Here is a 25,985-nt window from a genome sequence, read left to right on the forward strand (position 1 = left end):
CATTAAAAAATCCGATACCAGAGACTGATATCGGATTTTGAAGCCTTAAAAAGATCGGTCAACCGATCATGAAAATTTTCTTAACTGATCGGCATTAGGAGTACGATCCGGCTTTTTTACAGCTTGTATTTTACGCTTAAATTAGCCCCATGTGTCCTGCATGGAACTCCAGGTGTTCTTCAATAAATGATGCAATAAAGAAGTAACTATGATCGTAACCTTCATGCATGTTAAGCGTAAGTTGCGTATCTGACTGTTGCGCAGCATGAACAAGTGACTGAGGTTTCAGCTGCTCGTGCAAGAACTCATCTTTTGTCCCTTGCTCTACTAGCATAGGTACGCTGTGTGTTTTGCTTGCTAATAGCAACGAGGCGTCGTAATCCTGCCATGCTGCCTTGTCATCGCCTAAGTATCGACCTAAGGCTTTCTCGCCCCACGGACAATCTGAAGGGTTTGAGATAGGGCTAAAGGCCGATACCGATACAAACTTATTAGGATTACGCATGCCAATAACTAAAGCACCGTGTCCGCCCATAGAGTGACCGCTAATAGCGCGCTCTTTGCTTACAGGGAACTCGCTTTCAATAAGCGCAGGTAGCTCGTTCACAATATAGCTATACATTTTGTAATGCTTATCCCACGGCGCCTGCGTAGCGTCAACGTAGAAGCCTGCCCCAAGGCCAAAGTCATAAGATCCTTCTTCGTCGTCTGGAACGTTCTCGCCACGGGGGGATGTATCGGGCGCTACAATAGCCATACCTAGCTCCGCCGCTAGCTTCATTGCACCGGCTTTTTGCATAAAGTTCTGGTCGGTACATGTTAGCCCTGACAGCCAGTAAAGCACGGGCACTGGCTTTTCTTTCGAGGCGAAAGGGGGAAGAAAAATTGCGAAGGTCATATCGCATTGTGTTGTTTCAGCTTTATGGGTATAGCGTAAATGCCGTCCCCCGAATGCTCTATTTTCGCCAATAAGCTCCATTTCAGCTCCTTAAATACGTAAATTTGCACCTTTATTGTGGAATCAGTAAAGGCTCTATCGGATTTTAGATCAAGTTCGTTTACACTAAGCGCCTAATTTTTGAGGTAAGTACAATGGTAAAAGCACTGTTGCATCATATTGTTGGCACTATTTCGGTCATCTGCTATTTCGTCAATACGGTAGTGTGGTCAACGCCTATTTTTATATTGGCTATTTTTAAACTTATACCTATTGCGCCGTGGCGACGATTCATTTCTTATTTACTCGACGCATGCGCGACTGCGTGGATCGGCGTTAATAACCTGAATCAGCGCATCAGCGGACGCACCAAATGGCAAATAAACGGACTAGAAAAACTCACTCGAGATGATTGGTATCTCGTTGTTGCTAACCATCAATCTTGGGTCGATATCTTAGTTCTTCAACGTGTATTTAACCGAAGAATCCCATTTTTGAAATTTTTCCTCAAAAAAGAGCTTATCTATGTTCCCATTTTAGGTCTGGCTTGGTGGGCACTCGATTTTCCATTTATGCGCCGGTATTCCAAATCATTTTTGGCTAAAAACCCGCATTTGAAAGGAAAGGATATGGAAACCACGCGCCAAGCGTGTGAGAAATTTAGAAATAAGCCTGTAAGTATTATGAATTTTGTTGAAGGCACGCGCTTTACGCAAGCCAAGCACGACAAGCAGGCCTCGCCTTTCACTCATTTACTTAAGCCTAAAGCAGGCGGCATAGCATTCGTTTTGTCTGCGATGGGCGATCATTTGCATAAGCTTATTGATGTCACAATTGATTATCCGAACGGCGTACCGTCTTTCTGGGACTTCGTTAGTGGTAAGGTTCGTGATATTCGAGTGAATATCAACGTAATGCCCATCAAAGACATTATGGAAAACGGCATTTTCAGCGACAATTATTTTGATGATCCGCAAGTTCGAGCCCGTTTTCAGACGTGGTTGAATGAACGCTGGCATGCCAAAGATCAACTTTTAGATTCACTAAACGCAACACAGAAACCATTATGATTCGCGCAGTACTCGCTCCTTTTATTTTCGTATTACATACTTCACTACAAATCCTCAATCTTGCGTTGTGGGGAGGCTTAATTATCTTACTGGGCTTGGTAAAACTTATTATGCCCAACGGAAAGATAAGAACAGCATGGAATAAAGTGATGCACGGGCTAATGTTTAGCTTCGGACGGGTCAGCGTTCTCATGATACGCTTGTTCAACCGCGTCGATATTGAGTGTTCGGTACACGGCGAACTGTCAAAAGACCGTTGGTATCTGATTATTGCCAATCATTTAAGCTACCTCGACATTATTCTGCTCATTGAATTCGCAACGAACCGCATTCCTGCACCCAAATTTTTCCTTAAGAAAGAGCTTATTTGGCTGCCATTTGTCGGACTGGGTGCCTGGGCACTTGATATGCCGTTTATGCACAGATACACCCGTGCGTATTTGGAAAAGCACCCAGAGAAAAAAGGAAAGGATCTCGAAACCACCAAAGCGTATTGTGAGAAGTTTAGAACGGTGCCCACCACGGTCATTAACTTCGTAGAGGGGACTCGATTTACTTCATTGAAGCATCTGTCAAAGCAAAGTCCCTATGAAAACCTCCTGCCCCCCAAAGCCGGCGGCGTTTCCTTTACGCTCTCAGCTATGGGCGAATTATTTACCAACGTGTTAGATATCTCGCTGCTTTACCCGGAAAATAAGCGTCATCCTATGATGGCAATGCTTAGCGGTCAGATGACAAAAATCGTGATCGATGTGAACGTTACGCCGGTACCTGAATTACAACAGCATTCAGAACGCACTGAGTCTGAGTTTCGTCTTTATTTCCAAAACTGGTTGAACGGTCTATGGGAAAATAAAGACAACCGTATAAAGAAAATGTTGGAGTCGTAATTAATGGAAGTCAGTGCTTCAGTACGCGATAACTTTATTTACATAGTTAATGATATTTTCCCGAATCTTACTACTGAAGATCCGCTGTATAACGTCATCGCACTAAGTAGTATTTTAGTGGTGTCGGCGGTAATCTATATTATCGCAAGGCTATTGGTGCGCCCCCAGATAGCCAGTTGGGTATACAAATCCAATAACCTCTGGGACAACGCCTTGCAGCAGCACGGATTTTTCCGTCGCTTAATGCACCTGTTTCCTGCCCTGTTTATTTACTTAACCACACCGGTACTTATTAGCGATGAAGCCGTGATGCACGGTATGGTGATAAAGAGCGCTCAGCTATACATGCTATATAGCGGCCTTCTTGCCTTATATGCCATGTTGAGCACAGTGGAAGACGTTTATAACGCCTCAGCGCTTGCTAAACGCGCACCTATCACTGGCTTTATTCAAGTTACCAAATTGGCATTTGCTATTGTCACCATACTATTAAGTATTTCATTAATTGTAGACAGAAGCCCGCTACTTATTGTGTCTGGCTTAACCGCCATTGCCGCTGTTTTACTATTGATATTCAGAGACACCATTCTGGGCTTTGTTGCCGGCATTCAAATAGCCGCTAACCGCATGTTTAATACGGGCGACTGGATTGCCATGCCTAAGTATGAAGTAGATGGTGAGATACTCGAGATAGGTCTTACCAACGTCAAAGTACAAAACTGGGATAAAACCATTTCTACGCTGCCGACTTACAGCCTTACTACAGAAGCAGTTAAGAACTGGCGCGGTATGCAAGAGTCTGGCGGACGCAGAATTAAGCGCGCCATTTATATTGATGTGCACTCTATTAAGCTCTGTGACAACGATATGCTAGAGCGCTTTTCGAAAATTCGCTATATCAACGAATATATCGATAAGAAGAAAAATGAGCTCCGCGCTTATCACCGAGATTACTCCATTGATGAGTCGGATCTGCTAAACAGCCGTCGCCTTACCAACATCGGCACTTTTAGAGCTTATTTAGAGGCATACTTGCGCAAGCACCCGGATATAAACCAAGAACTGACCCTAATGGTTAGGCAGCTACCGCCTAATGAGCTTGGTTTACCTTTAGAAATTTACTGCTTCAGTGCACAAAAGGAATGGGTGAGGTACGAAAAAGTACAGGCGGATATTTTCGACCACGTTATGGCTATGCTGGATTTGTTCGATTTACGCGCTTATCAACGTGATGGACATTTGTCGCTGCTTGCCCATCGCGAACAAAGCGCTTATAGAAATAGTCCCGAAAGCGACAATGCGCCTGAGGATGCTCAGGAGAAGAGCGAAACTAATCGATAAGGCAGTGATGAATAAAGACTTGTTCAAGACGAAAAAAAACCGGCTGAGATAGCCGGTTTTTTTAATGCTTATCGCTTAAGCCAATGCGTAGGCCATCAGTAAGCAAAGTACTAAACCAGTAACGCCAAAAAAACCGTACTCGATTTTTTCCTGCATACCTTCAGCACCTGCTTTAGCAGTCATAAAGCCCATAACGATGCTGCTTAGCCCTAGCGTAAAGGCAATTAGCGCAACACCAAACATAATTGCATTAATCCAATCAGCCATTGTGATAACCCCTTAAAAATATTGGCGGTATTATGCACCAATAAATAAGATTTAACCATGCTTGGATTGGCTTAAATGTACCGCTATCGGTATTAATTGATCTTAGTCAAAACTACTAATTAGTTGGTAATCTCACTAAATAGTGTATTTAGCAGAGCATAAAGAAATCATCAAATATCACTAACCATTTGAAAGATATAGACTTTAAATATTGGCAAGGCCATTGCTCTACCTTAGGTATAACAGCGAGTATCGTTAGCGTCTATTTGACAGTGACACTACAACGCATTGCAGTTTGCTTCGAGCACTTTCGTTAACGCGTCACACGTAAATTAAGGAATGAACAATGTCTAAGAAACTATTACTTTCAGTTGCCCTTACCAGTACTTTAATGAGCGGCCACGCATTGGCGCATGACAGCAGCTTTCAAAACAACAGTTGTGACATGGAGCTTGATGGTCATATTCAATATTACCAAGGTGATCTAACGGTACAGATGGACAATGGCTCAGTGATGACGATTGACTCCCATCACAATATGACCATTAACGGCGAACCAGTATCGCTTGACAGCGAACAACAGCGCTGGGTAAGTGAATATTACAACAACATTGATATCGCCATCCCTATGACCTTGAATATCGCCAGTGAAGGGCTGCAAATTGCCAACGTGGCAGTAACTGAAGTCTTTACTGAACTGTTAGGCGGCGATCAAATGGGTGACGATTTTCGTGAACTGTTCGACTCACTTGAAACCAAACTAAACACTTCATTCTATGATGACGCAGGGAATATTCGCGTTGATTCAACTAAATTCGATGAGCCAGGTTGGTTTGACGAAAGCTGGGAGCAAGAATTCGAAGCGCAAATTGAGTCTTTAATCAGTGAGTCTATGGGTAGAATACTTATTGCCGTAGGAACACAAATGTTGTGGGAAGGCGGTGATATGTCTGAGTTTGAGCAAAAGATGGAGCGCTGGGGTGAAGATTTAGAATATCGCTTAGAAAGCCAAGCGGCTGCGCTGGAAGAAAAAGGCGATGCATTGTGTAAGGTACTGAAGAAAGCGGATTATGCCGAAGGCAAGATGCAGGCATCCATATCGGGGCTAGATGACTTGAACCTGCTAGATATTGATCAAGACAACCACCATGACCACAACGACGAAATGAAAATGTAGTTGGAACATTTAGCGAACTAAACGCGCAAAGCGAAACGACTTGCAACTCTAACCACTCACCTTTGAAAAACCGACTGTAACCCAGTCGGTTTTTCATTTTTACAGTTAACGACAACCGCCCTCCAATTAATGTACTCTTAAGCCCTAAACAAAGGGGTATTTAATCGATGACTCAAAATGTAGTAATTAGTGGCTACGGCTGGTTAGCCAGCTATGTGGGCAACGCACTTTCAGGCAAGGTCAATATTGTTGGCACCACTCGAAGCCAACAGAAACGTCTCGCGTTAAAAGACCAAGGTATCACCGCAATTGAATATGCCCTGGGCGAAGATACATCAGCGCTTTGTAACCACTTGCCAAACGCTACCTTGTTGCTAAATATTCCCCCTGGCAGGAGAAACACAGATCTCTCGTCATACACCAACAATATGCTGCAGTTGATAGACGCAGCCATCAGCGTAAAGGTGGCGCATATCGTGTTTATCAGCACCACGTCGGTTTACGGCGATGCAACAAATGAGGTAGTGTCCGAAGTCAGCACTACACAGCCGCAAACAGCCTCGGCCAAAGCCCACGTGACTATTGAAGACTATTTATTGTCTAAACGAGGTCAGGTTGATATCAGTATTGTTCGCCTAGCCGGTTTAGTAGGCCCAGACCGTCACCCCGCCCGCTCGTTAAGTGGAAAACAGTTAGATGCAGGAAATAAGCGAATAAACCTTGTACATGTGTACGACATTGTATCTGCGCTGACGACCATCATTTGTGGCAAGCCGCTTAACGATGTTATTCACCTTTGCAGCTTGTCTCATCCTAAGCGCGGTATTTATTACGTGGATGCAGCGAAGGCGATGGATATTGATGCTCCTCGCTTTTCTGATACTGAAGCGGAACCTGCTGGCAAAGTGATTGACGCCGCACAAAGCTGGGCAAGGCTAAATATTACACCAGAGTATAGCGACCCCTATCGCATGTTTTAGGCTTTCACTTAGTGAAAATACATACTCTGACACAAACAAAAACGGCAAGCTTTAGGCTTGCCGTTTTTAAGTTGAGCTCACTGCTAGCTCACGTCATTTCTTATAAAACCTGACTATCCGAATAGGCTCAACCCGAAGTATTTTACCGCTACCGTGTTTACAAAAATCACGAGTAAAATAAGCGGAATAAAGGTTTTAAGCGAAATATCCACGTACTTTTCAAACCAGCTGCCTTTGTAACCACTGCTGCCCTCTTCCAAAGAAGCATTGAAGTTTGCACTCTTCCAACGATAAATAACAAACAAACAAATTAGCAAGCCGTTTAAAGGCAAAATCGTGTCGTAGAACACATCGTAAATGACATCAAATAGTGATTTATCTGCGCCAGCGTAGTGCATAAACGACGTAAGCATATCAACTTTACCGAATGACAACGCACTTAGGATGGCTAGCAAAATCATAATGCTTCCTAGCGACCCAAGCGCCCATTTACGGCTTACACCTTTTTCATCCATAAGCGCCGCAACAGGTACTTCAAAAATAGACACTAGCGACGTAATTGCCGCAAAGAACACTAATAAGAAGAACAAGCTAGCGACAATCGATGCGCCCATATATCCAATCGAATCTTGTAACGCTAGAAAGATACTAGGTAGATAAGTAAAAATCATACCCACTGACGATTCACTTAAATCATCAGGGTTAATGTCTGGGTTAAAAGAGAAGATGGCAGGAAGGATCATCAAACCCGCAGTGAACGCCACGGCCGTGTCTGTTAACGCCACCAGCTTGGCAGCGCTCGGTACATCTGCACGCTTATCAATGTAGCTACCATAGGTAATAAGAATACCCATACCCAACGATAGAGAGAAAAAGGCCTGCGATAGCGCACCATTCACCACTTCAGCAGTGATTTTTGAAAACTCAGGAACGATGTAGAACTCAACGCCAGCCATCGCATTTTCGCGGGTTAATACGAAGATAACGAGACCGATAAGCATCACGAAAAGCGCAGGCATGAGCAGCTTTGCCGCTTTTTCTATCCCTTCTTTTACACCGCCTTGAAGGATGAGGTAGACCACACCAACAACGGCCGCCATATATAAAAAGATGGCTTCTGAATTAATAAACAGCCCAAAGGTTTCTGGGTTAGCTAACTTGTCTAGATTTCCGCTTACTGCTTCGAACAAATAGCCGAAAAGCCACACAGTAATAACCATGTAGAAAACGGCAATCATGAACGGCGTAGCAATAGCTAGCCACCCCGCGACTTTCCATTTCTTTTCATTACCGCTTATATCACTGTATGCACCAAGCGGGTCTTTTTTAGCATGGCGACCAACTGACATTTCCGCCAGCATTACCGGTAAACAAATGGCAAAAACGAAAATACCGTACATTAAAAGAAATGCACCACCGCCATTTTTAGCTGCACCGACAGGAAACCCTACCAAATTACCTATGCCTACCGCAGAACCTGCAGCAGCCAAAATAAAACCTATGCGCGATCCGAACTGTTCTCTGGCCCCGCTCATATCCCTTCCTCTTGTTGAGTTATTGTTATAGCAGTTCGCCGTATCACGCCTTGTGATGCACAAACACGTCGTGAGCTCACAATTTATGCTGGTTGTCGGTACTTACTATTCGTAAGAATCAAGCCGAGCGAACTGGTATTATTTATTATCAGGATGGCGTTTGTTGTTATGACTCACGTGTGGCGTCAACGCGTTGTATTGCTACCTCTATGGGCTTATCAATACGCTGCACCATTCCCAAAAATAGCATGGTAACAGCAGTGAAATAAAAAGTCTTGATGTTGGACTTGCTGAAATGATGTTAGACCGTATCACCAAGTTACCACTTCGCCATTCCAGTCGATAAAATGACAAGCTTGGTCTCGATTAAGCGCCGAAAGGTGATGAATAAGCTGTTTAGCGGTAAACTCAGGCGTGAACAGTTTCTTGGCGGCAACGTTCTTTTGAAAAGGCTTAGAAAGCCCCGTATCAACCGTCCCAGGGTGATAACAAACAAGCATCACGTCTTTCAATCTGCGCTTGTATTCTACCGACGCCGTTTTAACCAACATGTTGAGCGCTGCTTTCGACGCGCGGTAGCCGTACCACCCGCCAAGTCCATTATCTGAAATACTCCCTACTCTCGCGCTTAAGCAAACAAGGGTTGAGCCTTCTTTACTCATAATATTCACCAAATGCTTGAGCCACATTGCGGGAATAATGCTGTTAGTCGAAAAATAAGCCGCTAAGGCCTGCTCGCTGACATCTTCCAAACGTTTCTCAGGATGAATGCCATCGCTTTCGCGGTGTAGAAAACCTGTTGTGATAACTACCGTAGTTAACACAACCTGCCGTTCAGCCAGCTGTTCAACAAATTCGCTTATGTGCCTATCGTCCTGTTCGGCCAGCTGATGATAGGTAACATCCCCAGAATGATTGGTGTCAGATATAGGGGCGCGACTAACCGCGAACACCCTAGCACCTTCACTGCTATATTGCTCAATAAGCGCAGACGCAATACCGCCCGACGCGCCCACTATAAGGACGTTATTTTTCACTGGCTTCTCCTGGTATGCAGCGATCGCACTGGCGTTTTTTACCTGTTAACAGGTATGAAATGGTGTATCTATGCTTTGCGAATACATTGTAGAAAGCATCGGCTACATGACGAATAACAGGCCAGCGAAGCGGTGCATATAGCCAACCCATGCCCACGGCTTTCCATGCTTCATGAGTGACATCAAGGCCAGTTATCAACGTCCCGTCTTCACGAAGTCCGTGAATTCTTGCATTGAGTGCATGCCAATCCATGGTTGGATAACGGTTCGAAAAATCGGGGGCCTGAATATCTACCAATGTTAATTTGTTGTGCTTGTCTCTTTTTCTTAAATGACGCATTTCAGCGATACACAACGGACAATACCCGTCATAGAAAATAATCACGACTGAATACCTCTGCCAAATTTTGAACACGTTTATACGCATTCTTACCAGTTGCAAACTGCTTGAAAGAAAGCAGCTAGCCTCACATGTTAAAACCTTTCACTCAGCTCGCACATTATTCTTATTTAATATTCGTTTATACGATAAAAAAACACGCTTGGATGACTTGTGTTGTGACCTACCCGCACCCACACTACAGACAAAGATTAAGAGAGGTTTTTACTATGGCAAATTTACAAGTCGCCACGTTGGCAGGCGGATGCTTTTGGTGTATCGAATCAGCGTTTAATAGCGTTGAAGGCGTGGAAAAAGCAATTTCTGGCTATGCTGGAGGCGAAAAGGCCGATCCAACCTATGAAGAGGTATGCAAAGGAAATACTGGCCATGCTGAAGTGGTACAAGTGACGTTTGATGCCGACAGCATTAGCTACCGAGAGATACTAGAAATTTTCTTTGCGCTGCACAACCCTACACAGCTTAACAGACAGGGCAATGATGTAGGCACACAGTATCGCAGCGCGGTTTTCTATCACGACGATACACAAAAAGCTGAAGCAGAAAAAATTATCGCAGAAATCACAGAAGAAGAGATTTGGCCCGATCCCGTAGTGACTGAAATAGTAGCAGTAAATAACTACTACGACGCCGAAGACTACCACCAAGATTACTTCAAAAATAATCCACAAAACCAATATTGCTCTATGGTGGTGGCGCCTAAACTTGCGAAGTTCAAAAAAACCTTCGCTTCTCGACTTCGCAGCGACGCATAAATAAAACAGCGATATTAAGCGCGCTATCAATAGCGTTAGCCAACAATAAAAAGGGTTGCTTAAAAGCAACCCTTTTGTTTTTCAATCTATTCGTTTTCTTATTATTCAAACCAAACGCTGTTAATTTCTAATGGAAACAATAAAGGCGCTAAGTCTTCATAACGCTTCTTATGAGCTTCGCACGTCGCGTTTTTAAGGTAGTTTTTCTCCCAAGGATCGTTAATGATCCACAAGGTATTTTCAATGGTCACTAGTCCTTCCATCGACGAATTATCCATTGTGTATTGTTCGCAACTCTGATCGCCGGCAACGTCGAAAGTAATAGGGATACGCTTTGTTGGCTTACTGCCACTCACATCAATTACCCACAGTTCATTGTCGTTTCTTGCTGCGCCAAACAAATAGGATGCGCCCGCTGAATGAGTATATAACGCCAGTCCATTGATAGGATGATTACCTGAAGTAAACGAAGGAAGTTGAAGGTTAGGCTCGCTCACTGTGGCAAAATCATTCGACGAGAAAAAGTCTTCATCAACAGCCAATGTAAAAATTCTTGGCTGTCCTGCTTTATCTTTCTCTAGCGCCAGATATAACGTGCCGTCTTCAGCCATCGTCAACCCTTCAATGCCGTCGTTAGGAAAATTACCTACTTCAAAATCGTTGGGAAACTGAAGAGGTCGCACATCCGACATTTCAACCGAGCCATTATCTTTTCGTGTCAATTTTACCAACAAGGTAGGGTAATCTGTTGACCCTGTTTCCTCGTATTTGGTTTCACAGCGAGGGCTTAACGCGCCGGTACGGGTAGCATCTTCGGTAACCGTATAAATTACGTTAGTGTCTCTGGGGTCTACGGCTAGCGCTTCTAAATCAGGTTGCTCGCTCAAATAGCTATAAAAGCAGCTTCGGCGCACGGTATTGGAAAATGAAAAGCGTTCGCTCGATGCGCTCAGCGTTGCGGTATCTGGTGAAATGCTATGAAGTTTCAACTGTTGAGTGGTATCAGCGCTAGCATCTGCGATAGTGACAAGTTGACCGTCTAGCACCACTAACCCTGAGGTTTGAGGATCAAACATAACGTTGCCTTTTTCATCAAGGATCCATTTACCCACAGTGACTTCTGTTAAGTCTTGAGGTTCAGGAGTGATAACAACGTCTTTCGGCTCGCTACAGGCGCTTATCAGTAAAGTGGTTAGCACAGCACTGGTTAAATATTTTAGCATAGTGTGAAGTCCTCTCTCCGTTTATTAAGACGAGAGCAAAAGGTAAAACTGAAAAAATTGTAAGGGAGTATATCGAGCATACCGTTTATTCACAAAAAAGAGTAAGGTTATGCGATAGACATCAGGTTTGCTGAGTACATATATGATTTGGCAACGTTAAATAGTCGTGCTGTCATCATGTTTTCGATTAATGTGCAGCATATTTAGTTAACACGCTTACGTGTATTAATATTGACGAAAATTAAAGGAGAGCGTCATTTCTACGCAGCACTTGCCCCAAGTTATTGCAGGTCCGATAGTAAGAAAGGTGACATCTACAGAATGTCATATTTGGGTAGTAACCAGTAACGCCGATTCACCTACGCTAAATCTATCTGCAAATGAAGTCGTCGTCAGCGGCAATTGTCAACGCGAAACCATACGCGTAGGTAAGTACGCATTTATACACTTGCTCTCTTTCACTTCGTCAGAGCCCTTCGAAGATACTGCGCGGATAGGTTACTCGCTATCTTTTAGCGACGATGCTCAGCAGGCTTCATGGGAAAATGAACAACGCGGGCTTCTTTACGATGGGCAGTCTTCCTTATGTTTCCACTACACCGAGACTCCCGAGACCATATTGCACGGCTCATGCCGTAAGCCTCACTTTCACAGTGATGATGCCCTAGCACAAGTAGATGTACTCCATAAAAATGCGTTCAAAAAGCAAAATGATTTTCCCGATCTCCTGTTGATGACGGGCGATCAAATTTACGCTGATGATGTCGCAGGTCCTATGCTTAAAGCCATACACAGCGTGATTGACCGTTTAGGTCTTTATCATGAAGCACTGGAAGGGGCAGTAGTAACCAACACTAATGAACTTGCCACACATGAACATGGGTATTACGAACGAGAGCAGCTTCTGCCACAAATTGCGACCAATACGGTACTGTCTTCAATATTCTTTGGTGCTAAGAAAAAACCGGTATTCACATCAGTAAACGCGCAAAACCATTTGATTGGCAGTGCGGAGATCATCGCTATGTATTTACTGGTGTGGTCCGACACGCTTTGGGCTGATATCAATATAGATAAAGATGGGATCCCCCCAAAATACCACGCTATTTTCGACAAAGAACACGAATCGCTTAACGGCTTTGTAAAACAGCTACCGCAGGTACGTAGGGCCCTGGCACACATTCCTACCTATATGATCTTTGACGATCACGATGTTACCGACGATTGGAACTTAACCCGGGGCTGGGAACAAGAAGTCTATGGAAACCCTCTATCAAAACGCATGATCGGCAATGCGCTTATCGGCTACTTGCTTTGCCAAGGCTGGGGAAATGCACCAAAAAAAGTAGCGCCATTAATTGCTAAAGTACAAGAATCAATGGGAGAAAGCGGTTTAAACTCGCACGATGAAATCATTGATGAGCTGTTGGATTTTGATCAGTGGCATTACCGTTTAGATACCACACCACCTATTGAGGTTTTAGACACCCGCACGCAGCGTTGGCGCAGTGAATCTAATATGAATAAGCCCTCGGGGCTAATGGACTGGGAAGCACTGTGTGATTTTCAACATTCCATAATCGGCAAAGAATCTGTCATCGTTGTCTCTGCCGCTCCCATTTATGGCGTAAAGGTTATCGAAGCCATTCAAAAGGTGTTTACGTTTTTTGGCAAGGCGCTTACTGTTGATGCTGAGAACTGGATGGCCCACAAAGGCACCGCGAACGTTATATTAAACATATTCAGGCATTACAAAACGCCCCCCGATTTCATCATTCTATCTGGCGATGTGCACTATTCCTTTGTATACGATGTACGCCTGCGCTTTAGGCGCAACAGCCCTCACATCACCCAGTTCACCTGCAGTGGATTAAAAAACGCCTTTCCGGATGGATTGATCAAATGGCTAGATAGATTAAACCGCGTGCTTTATCGCTCTAAATCGCCTCTAAACCTTTTCACAAGACGTCGAAATATGTCAGTAAAAGCGAGAGAGCCAAGTTTGGGCTATGGCGAATTATTCAACGGTTGCGCCATTGGTGTATTAAAAATTTCACAGAAAAACACCGATGTTCAGTGCAAAGCTTTGTTGAGCAACGGTAAAGAGGTAGAATTCCCAGCTTCTAAAGACGATTAGTTCAAAAGAGGTATCTAATGAGTGATAGCGCACTGTCCATCGGATTATTTTACGGCTCAACAACCTGCTATACCGAAATGGCAGCAGAAAAAATCCAAGCGCAGCTCAATAGCCTTTTCGACGAAGATATTGTTGACCTTCACAACATTAAAGACGTTAACCTAACGCGCACGGCCGAATACGACATTATCATTTTTGGTATTTCAACGTGGGACTTTGGCGAGCTCCAGGAAGATTGGGAGTCTCATTGGGAAGAAGTGCACGGTTTGGATTTATCAGGGAAAACCATCGCCTTATTCGGACTTGGCGACCAACTTGGTTACGGTGAATGGTTTCAAGATGCATTAGGCATGCTTCACGATGCAATATTGCCATCAGGCTGTAAGATCGTGGGTTATTGGCCAAACGAAGGCTACGAATTTACCGCCTCAAAAGCGTTAACCGAAGACAAAACTCAGTTTGTTGGCCTGTCTCTTGACGATGAAAACCAATACGACAAAACAGACGCGCGCATCGAAGCATGGTGCGAACAGTTATTGGTCTCGATGGCTTAACGCCTATAAATTTCGGATGTCAGTGTTGGAAAGTAAAGGCCGTATTCATCAGCAGTTTTATCGCAACGGCCCAAGCCACAGGGACGGCGCTGATGTTTCATTTCAAGATATTCGCAAACTGTTTAATTTCGCTACGATCACTGTGGGTAGATGGGTAACAGCAGAAGAACAACAGATCGCTGCCAACCTCTTTTTCGATGCGCTTTACGATCTGGTCGCGATCTTAAATATCAATGAACAGGTGTTATCGTTAAACGGATCCCTGTCACTGGCTTTTGGCAGTGGCGGTCAAAAACACAGCAGTGCCCACTACAACAGTGCGAAAAGACAGCTTGCGCTAGCAAAAAATGCAGGAGCCGGAGCGCTAGCCCACGAATGGTTTCACGCTTTCGATCATTATATTGCGCCGCGCATGTTCGACGGTATTGCCGCCGGCAGCTTTGCTACACAGGCCTGGCTCGACAATGCCCCGATGAATCCTCATCCGTTGAATCAAAAATTGAGCGATTGTTTCTCGCTATTGTTCCTAAATGATCAAAAAAGACCAAATGAGTACTTTGTGCGATCCGTAGAAGCTGATCGCGCGTTAAAAATGTATTATTATGCTATGCCTCAGGAGATGGCTGCCCGCGCATTTGAAGCCTGTATTCAAGATCACGAGATCAAAAACGCATTTTTGGTGCAGGGGACAAAAAAATCAACGGAAGCTAGACTTGGCATTTATCCTCATGGTAACTTGCGTACATCACTCAATCAGGCATTGATGTTGTATTTTTACCAATTAGGTGTCGCTATTTCACATAAACAAACCTAGTTTGTTGTTTTATTACTGTGAAACTGAGTATTTTTTCAACAACAAGTGTTAATGAGCACGCTGTTTTTGTACAAAACCCTGTATATTTTTGTAACAAGCAGTATACTAAAGCGCTCGAACGTAACAGAAGAAAGAAGACGAGATGAAAAGAAAGAAGCATACCTCGGCTGAAGACGAGGCTCAGATTGATATGACCCCCATGTTGGACATCGTGTTCATCATGTTGATTTTCTTCATCGTAACGACCTCGTTCGTGAAAGAGAAAGGTTTGGACGTAAACCGTCCTGAAGATAATCAAGCGAAAAACGATAAGCCTTCAAAAGCGCTTTCTATCCGTATTGATGCTGATGGCACAATTATGATGGGCGGCCGCGAAGTTGATATTCGTCGTGTGGTTGCAAACGCGCAAACATACCTAGCGGAAAACAACACGGATTCAGCTGCTATCCAGGCTCACGAAGACAGTGAGCACGGTACTGTGGTAGAAGTTATGAACCAAGTTAAAATTGCAGGTATTGATAAAGTATCTGTTTTGGTTAAAAAGAGCAGCTAAAACGCCTTTCTGACCACGCAAAATAAAGAAAGCCACCTTCGGGTGGCTTTTTTCGTATAAGACCTTATACCAAAGTATCTCTTGTGCTATCGCATGAATTTTGTTCAGATCGTACCATTCGGTGTGTCTGGAAAATCCATGTTGAAACTCGGTTCCAGACTCTGATGTCACTGGAGCCATTATGCACAAAAAAATACTCTACACTGCTGTACTTGCAGCGGTTATGTCAGCACCACAAGTGTCTGCCGCCAAAATTGAATTGAGTGAAGCGTTTGAATACAACGCATTCATCTTCGATAGCTTTACTGGCCAATCTTCCGATGTTGAAGGAAGACTAGCTGTCGGTGGCGAAATGAACGTAACCGATTTCAATGTTGGCTTACTGTTATCGCCAGATATGTCTGAGTCTGCTCTTGCCGTAGGCGGTAACCTTCATTTCACGCGCGGTGATGTTCACGGTGGTTCAACTACCGTGTCAGGTATGGTGTTTGGATCTGAACTCACATTCGATAAAGCGGTTAACGCTCAGCAGACTGTAAATCTCATTAATTCTACGGTGAAGTCTGGCGGTATCTCATCCAAAGGTGATGTCAAACTAGGTAACTCAAATGTTGTATCAGGTGATGTGCACGCCAATACTGTGAAACTTGGTGGGCCTAATAGTGTTTACGACAGTGTGAGCAACCCTGCTTTATATGGCTCCCAAGTTGAAAACGGAAACGTATTTGCTGAGTCTAGCGTTGAACTTGATAGCAGCGAAGTTAACGGTACCGTAACGCTTAACGACGTTAACAATTACACCGCTATCAATGGTTCGACAGCAACATCTGTTGAACAGGGCAGCGTGAGTAAGGCTAACGTTAACAATATCGACTTTAATGCTATTGCTGCCGAAGTAACAGCGCAGTCTCAGGAGTTTGCGTCAATGTCGGTGAATGGCACAACAACATTGTCGTGCACTGACGCTAACGATTCGGATCAAGCGGTTGCTTGTACCGACGCTAGCAAGGATGTATTAAATACCATTACCTTCTCTGGCTCTGATGATATCAATATCTACAATATTGACGCTAGTTGGTTCAGCGCTGCTGATAAAGGCATTGTTTACGATTTCTCAACCACCAGCTACAACATCATCAATGTCTACGGTGAATCAGTTGAGTTATTTAACACTGGCTTCTTTAATACGGCCTTTACGCAGGAAAATGAATATTTCAGAGAAAATGGCCAGTACAGAGACAATGACAACAATGTAGGTCAGCGTCATGATGGCCTTTATACCAACAACATCTTGTTTAACTTTGTTGATGCTGATTTTCTTACACTACATAGTGTGGGTGTTAAAGGTAGTGTACTGGCGCCATATGCAGAGCTAAGTTTCTACAATGGCCATGTAGACGGTAATGTCATTGCTAATAGTTTGGTCACTCCGTTGGTGCAACTGATTAATGACGACGGCGAAACCTACAATGCGCCGACAGGCCAAGTAAATAACTATCAGTTCGGCGCTATCAACGTAAGTGAACCTGCATCAATCGCCCTTTTATTTGGCGCTGGATGTTTCATGCTAGCTAGACGTAGAAAAGCGAATTAACGCTTTAAAAAGAGAGTGAATCTTCAGGCAAAAGCGGCTTTATAGTGCAAAGCCGCTTAATCTTGGCGAAGACAGCAAAAGCTCATCGCTTGTTACACCAGCACCTCGCCCTTCTCGCCACCTTATCTGAATACCCGCTTCAAATGCTTGGTACTCAACCGCAAATGCTTTTCCTATATACCCAGCCACAATCCAGTTGTGATTGATTCGATACTGACCTTCAGCCATAAAATTTCCGCTTAAACCCGTATCTGAGCTTTCACCAAGGGTCGCGTTCTCGTCTGCCGTAGGAAATGCACCTCCAATCGGAAAGCGCAGATCATCGTCTTGTTCAACACGTGAAAGCGCAAGTGAACTTCGAAGTTTAACTTGCCAGTTTAGCGCCTCAAGCGTTAACAGCTCTGAATAGCCCCCGATGCTGACAAACTGACTGGGGCTAAAGTAGCCACCATTGCCGACCGTAAAGCCGCTTAAATTTTTATCGTAGCTTGTATAGCTCAAGAATGGCCCTACGCGCCAATAATCAAGCATGGGAGATATCATGGTAGCAATATCGTAACTCACATCACCCCGTAGAGAGAGTGCGCTATTATCGTCAACCTGCTCGCCTTCTAAGCGACTAACCTGAGCAGTACCTGCAACAGACCAGTTGTCGGCCACTGCATGCGCTACTAACCCTCTTATGCCACTTTCTATCACGTAGCCCCAAGGTTTCGCGTGATCAGCATTGAAGGTTCCGGTTTGGCTTAATAAGCTGTCTTCTTTTGCCTTTCTAAATAAGGTTGCAGCTACCGTTGTACTGGTAAGAAATTTGGTTGCAGATATCTGCCCCGTTACTTTAGCGCCAACGGGTTGATCGAACATGGCATATTCAAGGTTAGCGTAAAAATTGAAATCAGGTGCCTGATAATGCGCTTCGGCGCGAAGCCCCTTATCTTCAAAGCCGCTTATTCCCGAAAATGCTCCACTCAATTGGTCGTTACCAAACCAGTCACCAACTTGAGGACTACCGCTGTAGAATTGCTTATAGTCGAGTGATACTTGCCACAGCCAGTTTTCATAACCGCTGCCAATACCAATATATTGCGACAGAACATCGAAATTACCGAGTCCCTCGCTCCCGCTTCGACTGCGAGTATTAATACTGTAGACTGCACTTAGGCCATCTTTAGTTTGTGCTGTAACTCCCCGCGCATCGCGATTTTGATAGGCTAGCCAAAACTGTTTTCTGGGCCAGGCGTTACGTGTGGTGCGTTCTTGCAATATGCTTTTTACCGCACTGTATCTCAGCGACAATCGGTTCAGTGTGGCTTCGTCGTCTTGATTAATTGTAACCAATTCATTGGCAATTACCGCATCGGTTGGCGTCTTCGCGAGCACTCGCTCGAACGCCGCGGTGGCGGTTGTGGTGTCTTGTATCTCTTTAGCAGCCCACCCAATTAGTGCTTGCTCATCTACACTTAACGGTCTCAAACGGGCGAGTGCTTCGCCTGACTCAATACTTTGCTTGTAGCGCCGTGTATCGTAAAACTGAGCCTGTCGGCTAGCCAGACCATCAGCACAGCGTCGAATGAAAACCTCAGTATTGACACTACATGCTAGGTCGAACGCGCTTTGCTTGGCCGTGTCGCTGCTTTGCGCGCTAAGTGACAAATACCTGCCTTCATTACCGTTCACCAAACTAAATAGCGCGTCGGCAAAGTCGTAATTTTTCAAGTCGTATTGTTGCCATGCCGCGCCCTGCAGCACTTCTTTCACGTAGCCGCTGTTATCAGATTTGAGAAATTGCTCCAGCGTTGTCGTATCACGCAAAGACAATGCCTGCTGTAGCTTAATACCAGTGACACTGTTAAGGCCTTGTTGAGCGGATTGTTTATCGATATCACGAACTGCCGATTGTTGGGCCTGAGAGAACTGCTGCGTTGCCATTTCTAACATGCCTTTATCAATGGCGGTCCACCCCATAAGCAAGTAAAAATCAGTTCGCTTAATTTGATTGCTCAATGCAATAAGCGTTTCTACTTTTTGCTTCGACGTATTTGCTCTGGCTTTCGGCGTTAACTGAGCAAATTGTTCGAGCGGGAGGGCTTTAGAAGCGGGCTTATCTGGCTGCTTTTTTAAAGCCTGAAGCGATTCTCTTGGCGCTGAAACTACAGGCTTGATAGTACCTTTTAAGCGGCCGTTTATTCTGTTTAGTTCGGTTTCGACTTCTTGTGGCACCTGCCACGTAGGGTAACGAGCTTTTAAGCGCGTAAACTCTTCATTGGCTTGCTGAATCTGTCGCTCATTAATATGGTACCAAAGCCCTGTTAAATCCGGCTGATCTTGTTGTGCAGGTAATATACCCAGATCTTTTTCTTTGTACGTTGTTTTAGCTTGTCCGTATGCCTGCACCGACACAAGTGACGTGGCCAAAGCGCCTAGTGCCAGATACAAAGAGGTGCGAGTAAACCGAGTTTTCACGATGCGTTATCCAAAACTGCTAGCATAGAAAGCAGCGTTAAACTTGCCGAGTAATAATCCATGTTTCGATTTATCTCAGGCCACTCTGGCCTTTGCTTTTCTTCTGATTTCATCAAGCTGTTTACCGCAATCTGCACTGAACGCATTCCCTTAGACATTTCGTACTCAGCTGTTTCCTCGTTTAACAGGTTGATGGTAGCTGGCGTAGGCGTTATCGCCCACCATGCATAGTAGGGAGAAAGTAGCTTCTCAGTTAACCTAGCGTTTTGGCGAAAACGTGGGGACCATGCAAGCTGAAGCGGTATACGGATCGCATTAAAACCAAACTCAGGCGATATCACATTATCTAAACTTAACGCACCAATCTTACTGTTATCGGACTCAGTACTATTAGGGGTGAAACGCACCCAATCACTGGGCAATTGGTAGGTAGAAAACTGCATATTCGACAGCAAGATCAAGCCCGACTCGAACAGGCTTTCCCAACGTGACGGAGTATCCGACAGCGAAGACAGGTCAGTTATGGCGGGAAAAACCCAATAGGACAGATTTAGCTGAAGGCTGCTATTTCCTGTTTGGTCAGATGCAAATCCGTATTCCCCTGGCAAGAGCACTACACTGTTATTATTCACCACCAGAAGTTTCTGCTCTACAGCACGTACAATATTCCTGGCGTCCTCCTCATACTTACTAACGCCCCACTTTTCACTTGCACGCAATAATGCCCAGGCAATAAGAATCTCACCATCAGAGGCATTATTAGGGTCATCAATACAAGAAGATGAATTATCCACACAAGGTCGGTAGCGCCAGCTAAAGAGCCCGTCTTCGCGCATGAGCGTACGTTGGGTCCAGTTCCATAATGCACCAAAGGTGTCTTTGTCGTTGGCGGCCACGGCAAAGAGCATACCGTAGCCTTGCCCTTCGCTGTGAGACACATCATCATTTCCTGTGTCTACCACGCGCCCGCCGTCAACAAACAATGCCTTATATGCTATGTACTGAGACTTGAATTCGCTATCTTCCTTGGTAGAGCACGACGCCAACAGGAACAAAAAGCCTATCACTAGCGTCGCTTTTGTTGCGTAATGCAGCTTTACCATGAGTCTTGCACTTGTTTATTTCTGCGTTTAAGCAACAGGTAAATAAGTAGGCTTACAACAAATACAACCAATATAAAGCCTATTAACCAATACCACGGGTTGTTAGACAGCCATAGTCGTAAATGCAGCCAGCTGTCGTCGGCTTCACCCACTTCATATTTATCGCTTACCTGCATGATGAGTGATGGCGAAAGACCATCTTTCCATGCGAAGAAATCCCCTGCCATCTGCCCCCACATCGACAAACTAACCAGATCCTCGACTCTAGCTTGAAGAAGTTCCGGCGTCTGCGCTGCAACAATGAACAAGGTATCGGTTTGTGATGAAACAGGGTGTGCCTGTGCAGTAAGTACTGCTTGCTCACCTAAGTCACTTTCTTGAACGGTATGACCGTCTATGCGCATTTCTTTGAAAGACTGATCGTCAGTCAGGTTTCTTACGCGATTGTACAGATTGTTCTGTAACCGATAAGACCAGCGTTTCGTTGCCTCAATGGCCGTACTGAATTCAGACTGCTCAATATTCGTTAAGCTTTCAGGGGTACCTAGAACAATCACAGAACCTTCGGTTGTAATGTCGTTTCCAGTTGCTATTTTCACGTTCAATAAAGGCACTTGGGCTACTTGCGCTAATTTCGCTGAAAGAGTTAACGCTGTATCTAAATAGTCATCTGACGGAATAGCAATGGTTGACGATGGTGCTGACTTAAAGCGCGCAAACGGGTAAGCCGTTTCTGAAAGCAAGACGAGATTAGGTTGAACTGCCACGTTTCCTGCATCAGGTAGTTTTATAGCCGAAGAATCATCAAGCTGGAACACGAGGTGGGAACCTGGAATATCATCACAAGGCACACCTGCTAACGGCGCTCTCATGGTTACCGCAAAGTCTAAATTATTCGTCCCGCCTTTGAAGAACCGTGCAGGTATTCTTAGCTGATAGTCTCGGTAGGATTGTCCGTTAATATTATTAAGAGACAAACCGTGTACAAGTTCGTCATTCACGCTTACATTCATAACCGAACCTGGCCCAAAACCTGCGCCATACCCGAAGTCTAAGAGCAAGCTCACGCTCGCGTTTTCAGGTACATAAAAATCTGCAGGCAATCTGAATGACACCCGTTTTGTGAAGTTCCCCTCATCCCTAAACTGCGTGGTCGCCACACCAAAGTCTTGGAATGTGTAGTGATTGTCAGGGTTCAGAATGCGATGACGCTGCAGCGTTTCCGCCTGCATTTGTGACTGTGAAAGTACGGTGACTTGTGAAATAGGGTTAATCGCATCGTCCATTACCGCCAAGGCTTTCGCTGCCTCAAGTACTTCTTCTTGCGTAGTACCGCTGACAATAAGGCGGTAGCTAGCCGGTACAATCACGTTGCTGTCCTTAACGAACGCTGGTGTGCGCTGTGCTTTTAGAAACGCGCCATCAATGTCGTTAATCACTTCGTCAGATAATACCGGTGATAACGCGTCGACTGTACCAACTAGAATATGAACAGGCTGTTTTTGCTTGGCTTTGAGATACCATGCAGCACGCTCGTAGCGAGCAACATTTTGGTCGTTCCAAAAACTATTTTCTGTGTCTTCTAGCTGGGGCAAAACGTAACCATCATCAAAGCTGTCATGCTCGATAATAAGCGGCTGATATTGATTCCTAAGAGACAGTGCTTGAGCAACAATGGGAAGTGTCTGATATTTAATTTGATCATCAGCTTCTCGCGCCGTGTAAAGCTGAACGTTTCGCTGTCCGCCAATTCCTGGACTAAAGAATCCGCTCAGCTCATCTAACGTGAAGCGCTTTTCATTCACCGACGTCGCAATTTTTAGCGTTGAGTTGTATGCATTAATTTCGCTCCACAATTCAGGCGCACTGCCGTCAACACATTGCTCGGCATAGTGCTGACTTACCGCTAGTGTCAGAGAGTTAAACCCGGCTCGCCACAATGAAGTAGGGATCGCAATTTCAGATACAAGAGAAGGTCTGTCTGGGTCGAACGCAATCTGTCCAATGGTCGCATTATTGAATCTCACATACAGCTGAGAACGTTTTTTGATTAACGCCTGCGAGCTGACCACTTCTAATGTAAGTAGCGCGCTGTCCACATCAGTTACTGAACTAAGGGGAATTGGAATATCAATGGAGGCAGATTTTCCCTGCAAGCGCACGGTACTTTCACCGCCAAAAAAGTCGGTTAACCGATACGTGTCAGTTTGCGCCGCTAGGGTAAAAGGCATGCACAAACATATGATGAACATAAGAAATTTTTTTATCATTGATTTTCCTTTGCCGGTTTAGCAAGCAAACCTAATTTCTCGGCGAATTTCCCCATTAATACAAGCATATGCAATAAAACAGGCTTTAACCCAACTTTCAACACATGTTTTGCGCCGAACCAATATGAGATAGCCCTTGTTCTTCTTCGTTGAAACGACATCCAGCGCAAACTATCACACAGTGAATAGGCGACGACTTCGTTTTCTTGTTCTTCGGTTTGAGGCATAAAGCGTACTCGAAGAATTTTTGACCTATTGTCGTAATGCAGAACGCTAATTGGCAAATGAACGTTCTTATTCAGTGCGTGACTCCACGATGTGAGCGTGGCATTTTCAGGTACTAACGCTCCCTCACCTTTCAAGCGTAACCGAGCTCCACCTAGCGAAAGATCGACCAAATCTCCAACCCAAGCTTCATTGCTTGTAGTCTTAATAACGACACTGTTGGTAGCTGGTAGACGTGCCTGGCTACGCACCTGTTTCCGCTCTAATAACACACTAAGAACAGACAACAATAGAATCAAATTAAATACATTCCACAACATGACCACCACAGTAAGTTCGCGTGTAAGAGGCTCTGTTATGAACTTATAGACGCCGCTCCCTAATGCGAATGTGATTACCAATATTAGCCAGTAAAACACGCTCGATAGTGGCGATACAAAGGTTCTGTCAAGACTCTCTCCTTTTGGTGTTACAACAAATGAAGGTGCCCGCGGCTTTAAGAAAACCTTGATTAATGCGTTTAGCGTAAATGCGCACTGTAGTATTTCATATAACTCTGACACTAAGGGCCATCGGGTTCGCCCAAAGAGCATGGTGGATATCATGTATGTGGCAATAACGTGAGGCAGGGTGAAGGCAAAAATTTCCAGCATCGATGCATGGTAAACCTGAAGCCCAAAGACCAAATACGCCAGTGGCATAAGCAAAAAGATGATGCGAGCAAACGGGAACAGCCAAAACATGATTGAACTCATGTAGCCCACTCGCTGATACCATTTTAGTCCTTGCGCTTTAAAAGGCTTTTTGAGTAGTAAAATTTGCGTCATGCCTTGTGCCCAGCGCATACGCTGCTTAATAAACGCATCAAACGTTTCTGGCGCAAGGCCGCTTACCATAGGTCTGTCCACATATACAGACTCGTAGCCCATTTTGTGAAGATCTAACGCGGTTTCTGCATCTTCAGTGATAGAGTCGCCGGAAATGCCCCCCACCAAATCGAGGTGCTTTCTTCTCATCAATGCGGCTGATCCACAGAAGAAGGAACTCCCCCAGTAGTCTAAGCCTTTCTGTATAGTGCCGTAAAACATGTCGTTTTCTGAAGGCATGCGAGTAAACGCAGAGAAGTAGTTACGCTCAACAGGATCTGGGTTAGCCATAAAATGAGGGGTTTGAACGAGAAAGACCTTCTCGTTTTTAAGCATCCACGGCACGGTTCTATCAAGAAAATCCGAAGTAGGAACATGGTCAGCATCCAAGATAACAATCAAATCACCCGTGGTATTTTGTATTGCACTGTTCACATTACCCGCCTTGGCAAACTCATTTTTTGCTCGAGTGTGATAGGTAATATCCAAACGTTTGCACAGTGCTTGCAAATCTTGTCGCCGCTGTTTTGCAGTGGCCGCTGACACAGGGTTTTCAGCGTTAATTTTCTGGTCGGTTCCGCCATCGTCAAGCAAATGAATACGAAGCTTTTCTTTAGGGTAATCGAGCATTTTTGCAGCGCGGATAGTGACTTCTAATATCCCTTCATCTTCGTTATAACTCGGGATCATGACGTCTACGCTGGGCAGAGTTGATTTATCTACCCCTTCTAGGGACAAAAGCGGTCGACTGAGCGGAAACGCGTTAACGATCGCCCCTAACACTGAAGTGATCCCCGCATAAATTTCAGCGCCAAATAATAGCCAGACGGCAATCATTGAAAGAAAATCTGAGTAGGTTAGCGTGTAAATACCACGCCACAGCAAATACCTGACGCTAAGCGCAATGGCTAGCACCAGAGCTAAAATGCGGAATAAATGCTGGTATTTTTGCGTGTGCCGCGCTTCTTTGCTGCACAAGGATATTGCGATGAGGATAACGATTGAAGAGAGAAGCTGCCCCAATGCATCCATGGGTGCCAGCAGTAGCCCCCCAAGAATAAAGGATGCTACTAACAGGACAATAATGAACTGAGAGGTGTAGTGTTGCCTACGAGTCTGCGAATAGTCCAAGTTTGCGATCCAATACGTGTATTTGCGTTACACTTGCATAGTTCGCCCTGTTAATTAACGTAATTTTACCGTCCGACATTTCAATCTCGTGATTACTTTTATAAAACAAACGAGAAATGTCATCTCTCTGCTTTTTATTGCTTTTAGACGCTAACAACCACGCCGGATACGTTGCCATTCCAAATGCAGCTACAACAATAAGGCCATAGAACAATACTGGCGACATTGTTGGCGCTATGTACAGGGAAAATAAAAACATAGCCATACTTGCAACGGTAAATATACCAGTAATTTTGCGAAAACGTATAACTTTCATAAGTTTATTTTCTGCATCAAGCAGCATCGAAAGACGCTTCTTCCACAGCTGCTCTGTCTCTAAACTCGTGCGTTCTTCAACCAGTTGAGGTTTTTTAAAAGCAGGATTGGTATTTTTAAACTGTTGAGCAAGCGCAAACACGTTTACCGCAGCGCCTTCATTAATAGCGCTCTGAAACGATTGTTCAAGCGTAGGTGATTGGTCAAATTGTTGTGAGTTATCTACTAATTTCACTGCGCACACTCCCCTCATTACTACACACTGAGTCTACTTCCGTACATTCAGAGGAAAAATTGCTGAAACCATACTTACTGATTAATAACGATACGCTTACATACGCAAATTGA

Annotated in this window: 22 protein-coding genes; 11 read left to right on the top strand and 11 right to left on the bottom strand. The window is 44.6% G+C overall.

The window, feature by feature from the left end:
• Positions 1 to 136 precede the first annotated feature (136 nt).
• Positions 137 to 979, bottom strand: coding sequence for an S-formylglutathione hydrolase (gene fghA, locus BIZ39_RS12305; RefSeq protein ID WP_187447110.1), 843 nt, complete (start codon positions 977 to 979; stop codon positions 137 to 139).
• Positions 980 to 1,092: 113 nt separating this feature from the next.
• Here fghA and BIZ39_RS12310 point away from each other — a divergent pair, with 113 nt between their 5' ends.
• The 3 genes from BIZ39_RS12310 to BIZ39_RS12320 are packed head-to-tail and all read left to right on the top strand — an operon-like array spanning position 1,093 to position 4,238.
• Positions 1,093 to 2,007, top strand: coding sequence for an acyltransferase (locus BIZ39_RS12310; protein ID WP_039231212.1), 915 nt, complete (start codon positions 1,093 to 1,095; stop codon positions 2,005 to 2,007).
• Positions 2,004 to 2,897 (top strand): acyltransferase, encoded by an 894-nt coding sequence (locus BIZ39_RS12315; RefSeq protein ID WP_014950733.1) that lies wholly within the window; start codon positions 2,004 to 2,006, stop codon positions 2,895 to 2,897. Before BIZ39_RS12310 ends, BIZ39_RS12315 begins: the two co-directional genes overlap by 4 nt.
• A 3-nt stretch (positions 2,898 to 2,900) precedes the next feature.
• Positions 2,901 to 4,238 (top strand): mechanosensitive ion channel family protein, encoded by a 1,338-nt coding sequence (locus tag BIZ39_RS12320; RefSeq protein WP_187447111.1) that lies wholly within the window; start codon positions 2,901 to 2,903, stop codon positions 4,236 to 4,238.
• A 75-nt stretch (positions 4,239 to 4,313) separates the two neighbouring features.
• On the opposite strand, the gene BIZ39_RS12325 is transcribed toward BIZ39_RS12320, so the two are convergent.
• Entirely contained in the window at positions 4,314 to 4,505 is a 192-nt protein-coding gene (locus BIZ39_RS12325; RefSeq protein WP_014950735.1) for a hypothetical protein, read from the bottom strand.
• A gap of 346 nt (positions 4,506 to 4,851) precedes the next feature.
• Here BIZ39_RS12325 and BIZ39_RS12330 point away from each other — a divergent pair, with 346 nt between their 5' ends.
• Both BIZ39_RS12330 and BIZ39_RS12335 read left to right on the top strand, forming a co-directional pair.
• Positions 4,852 to 5,682, top strand: a complete 831-nt coding sequence (locus BIZ39_RS12330; protein ID WP_049588733.1) for a DUF2884 family protein — start codon at positions 4,852 to 4,854, stop codon at positions 5,680 to 5,682.
• A gap of 167 nt (positions 5,683 to 5,849) precedes the next feature.
• The gene (locus BIZ39_RS12335; RefSeq protein ID WP_014977425.1) at positions 5,850 to 6,662 is read left to right on the top strand and encodes an NAD-dependent epimerase/dehydratase family protein; all 813 of its coding nucleotides are present in this window, start codon (positions 5,850 to 5,852) and stop codon (positions 6,660 to 6,662) included.
• Between the two features lie 113 nt (positions 6,663 to 6,775).
• On the opposite strand, the gene BIZ39_RS12340 is transcribed toward BIZ39_RS12335, so the two are convergent.
• The 3 genes from BIZ39_RS12340 to BIZ39_RS12350 form a co-directional block, all read right to left on the bottom strand.
• The gene (locus tag BIZ39_RS12340) at positions 6,776 to 8,197 is read right to left on the bottom strand and encodes a sodium-dependent transporter (protein ID WP_187447112.1); all 1,422 of its coding nucleotides are present in this window, start codon (positions 8,195 to 8,197) and stop codon (positions 6,776 to 6,778) included.
• 311 nt (positions 8,198 to 8,508) lie between these two features.
• Complete coding sequence (locus tag BIZ39_RS12345; protein WP_187447113.1) at positions 8,509 to 9,234, bottom strand: SDR family NAD(P)-dependent oxidoreductase; 726 nt, start codon at positions 9,232 to 9,234, stop codon at positions 8,509 to 8,511.
• Positions 9,224 to 9,619 carry a thiol-disulfide oxidoreductase DCC family protein gene (locus BIZ39_RS12350; protein ID WP_014977428.1) on the bottom strand — a complete coding sequence of 132 codons (396 nt, stop codon included), beginning with the start codon at positions 9,617 to 9,619 and terminating at the stop codon, positions 9,224 to 9,226. The genes BIZ39_RS12345 and BIZ39_RS12350 overlap by 11 nt, the downstream gene beginning before the upstream one ends.
• Positions 9,620 to 9,843: 224 nt before the next feature.
• On the opposite strand from BIZ39_RS12350, the gene msrA reads away from it, so the two are divergent.
• Positions 9,844 to 10,389 (top strand): peptide-methionine (S)-S-oxide reductase MsrA, encoded by a 546-nt coding sequence (gene msrA / locus BIZ39_RS12355; RefSeq protein WP_014950741.1) that lies wholly within the window; start codon positions 9,844 to 9,846, stop codon positions 10,387 to 10,389.
• 101 nt (positions 10,390 to 10,490) lie between these two features.
• On the opposite strand, the gene BIZ39_RS12360 is transcribed toward msrA, so the two are convergent.
• Positions 10,491 to 11,612, bottom strand: coding sequence for a hypothetical protein (locus BIZ39_RS12360; protein ID WP_049588730.1), 1,122 nt, complete (start codon positions 11,610 to 11,612; stop codon positions 10,491 to 10,493).
• 271 nt (positions 11,613 to 11,883) lie between these two features.
• Between BIZ39_RS12360 and BIZ39_RS12365 the strand changes: the two genes are divergently transcribed.
• The 5 genes from BIZ39_RS12365 (at position 11,884) to BIZ39_RS12385 (ending at position 17,264) form a co-directional block, all read left to right on the top strand.
• Positions 11,884 to 13,749: an isoleucyl-tRNA synthetase gene (locus BIZ39_RS12365; protein WP_049588729.1), complete on the top strand. Its 1,866-nt coding sequence runs from the start codon at positions 11,884 to 11,886 to the stop codon at positions 13,747 to 13,749.
• 17 nt (positions 13,750 to 13,766) lie between these two features.
• A complete protein-coding gene (gene fldB, locus BIZ39_RS12370) occupies positions 13,767 to 14,303 on the top strand; it encodes a flavodoxin FldB (protein WP_014950744.1) in 537 nt (178 codons plus the stop codon).
• Positions 14,304 to 14,328: 25 nt separating this feature from the next.
• Positions 14,329 to 15,117 (top strand): CLCA_X family protein, encoded by a 789-nt coding sequence (locus tag BIZ39_RS12375; RefSeq protein WP_014950745.1) that lies wholly within the window; start codon positions 14,329 to 14,331, stop codon positions 15,115 to 15,117.
• A 142-nt stretch (positions 15,118 to 15,259) separates the two neighbouring features.
• Entirely contained in the window at positions 15,260 to 15,670 is a 411-nt protein-coding gene (locus BIZ39_RS12380; RefSeq protein WP_049588728.1) for an ExbD/TolR family protein, read from the top strand.
• 181 nt (positions 15,671 to 15,851) lie between these two features.
• Positions 15,852 to 17,264 carry a collagen-binding domain-containing protein gene (locus BIZ39_RS12385; RefSeq protein ID WP_049588727.1) on the top strand — a complete coding sequence of 471 codons (1,413 nt, stop codon included), beginning with the start codon at positions 15,852 to 15,854 and terminating at the stop codon, positions 17,262 to 17,264.
• Positions 17,265 to 17,303: 39 nt separating this feature from the next.
• Here the strand turns inward: BIZ39_RS12385 and BIZ39_RS12390 are convergent, their stop codons facing one another.
• The 5 genes from BIZ39_RS12390 to BIZ39_RS12410 are packed head-to-tail and all read right to left on the bottom strand — an operon-like array spanning position 17,304 to position 25,872.
• Positions 17,304 to 19,727 (bottom strand): cellulose synthase subunit BcsC-related outer membrane protein, encoded by a 2,424-nt coding sequence (locus BIZ39_RS12390; protein WP_187447114.1) that lies wholly within the window; start codon positions 19,725 to 19,727, stop codon positions 17,304 to 17,306.
• Positions 19,724 to 20,830, bottom strand: coding sequence for a glycosyl hydrolase family 8 (locus tag BIZ39_RS12395; RefSeq protein ID WP_168533818.1), 1,107 nt, complete (start codon positions 20,828 to 20,830; stop codon positions 19,724 to 19,726). Before BIZ39_RS12395 ends, BIZ39_RS12390 begins: the two co-directional genes overlap by 4 nt.
• A complete protein-coding gene (locus tag BIZ39_RS12400) occupies positions 20,824 to 23,100 on the bottom strand; it encodes a cellulose biosynthesis cyclic di-GMP-binding regulatory protein BcsB (protein WP_168533816.1) in 2,277 nt (758 codons plus the stop codon). The genes BIZ39_RS12395 and BIZ39_RS12400 overlap by 7 nt, the downstream gene beginning before the upstream one ends.
• Positions 23,097 to 25,322, bottom strand: coding sequence for a UDP-forming cellulose synthase catalytic subunit (bcsA, locus tag BIZ39_RS12405; RefSeq protein WP_168533814.1), 2,226 nt, complete (start codon positions 25,320 to 25,322; stop codon positions 23,097 to 23,099). The genes BIZ39_RS12400 and bcsA overlap by 4 nt, the downstream gene beginning before the upstream one ends.
• Positions 25,300 to 25,872: a hypothetical protein gene (locus BIZ39_RS12410; protein ID WP_049588722.1), complete on the bottom strand. Its 573-nt coding sequence runs from the start codon at positions 25,870 to 25,872 to the stop codon at positions 25,300 to 25,302. The genes bcsA and BIZ39_RS12410 overlap by 23 nt, the downstream gene beginning before the upstream one ends.
• Positions 25,873 to 25,985 lie beyond the last annotated feature (113 nt).

Source organism: Alteromonas sp. BZK5 (genome assembly GCF_014349115.1).
Taxonomy (GTDB): domain Bacteria; phylum Pseudomonadota; class Gammaproteobacteria; order Enterobacterales; family Alteromonadaceae; genus Alteromonas; species Alteromonas macleodii.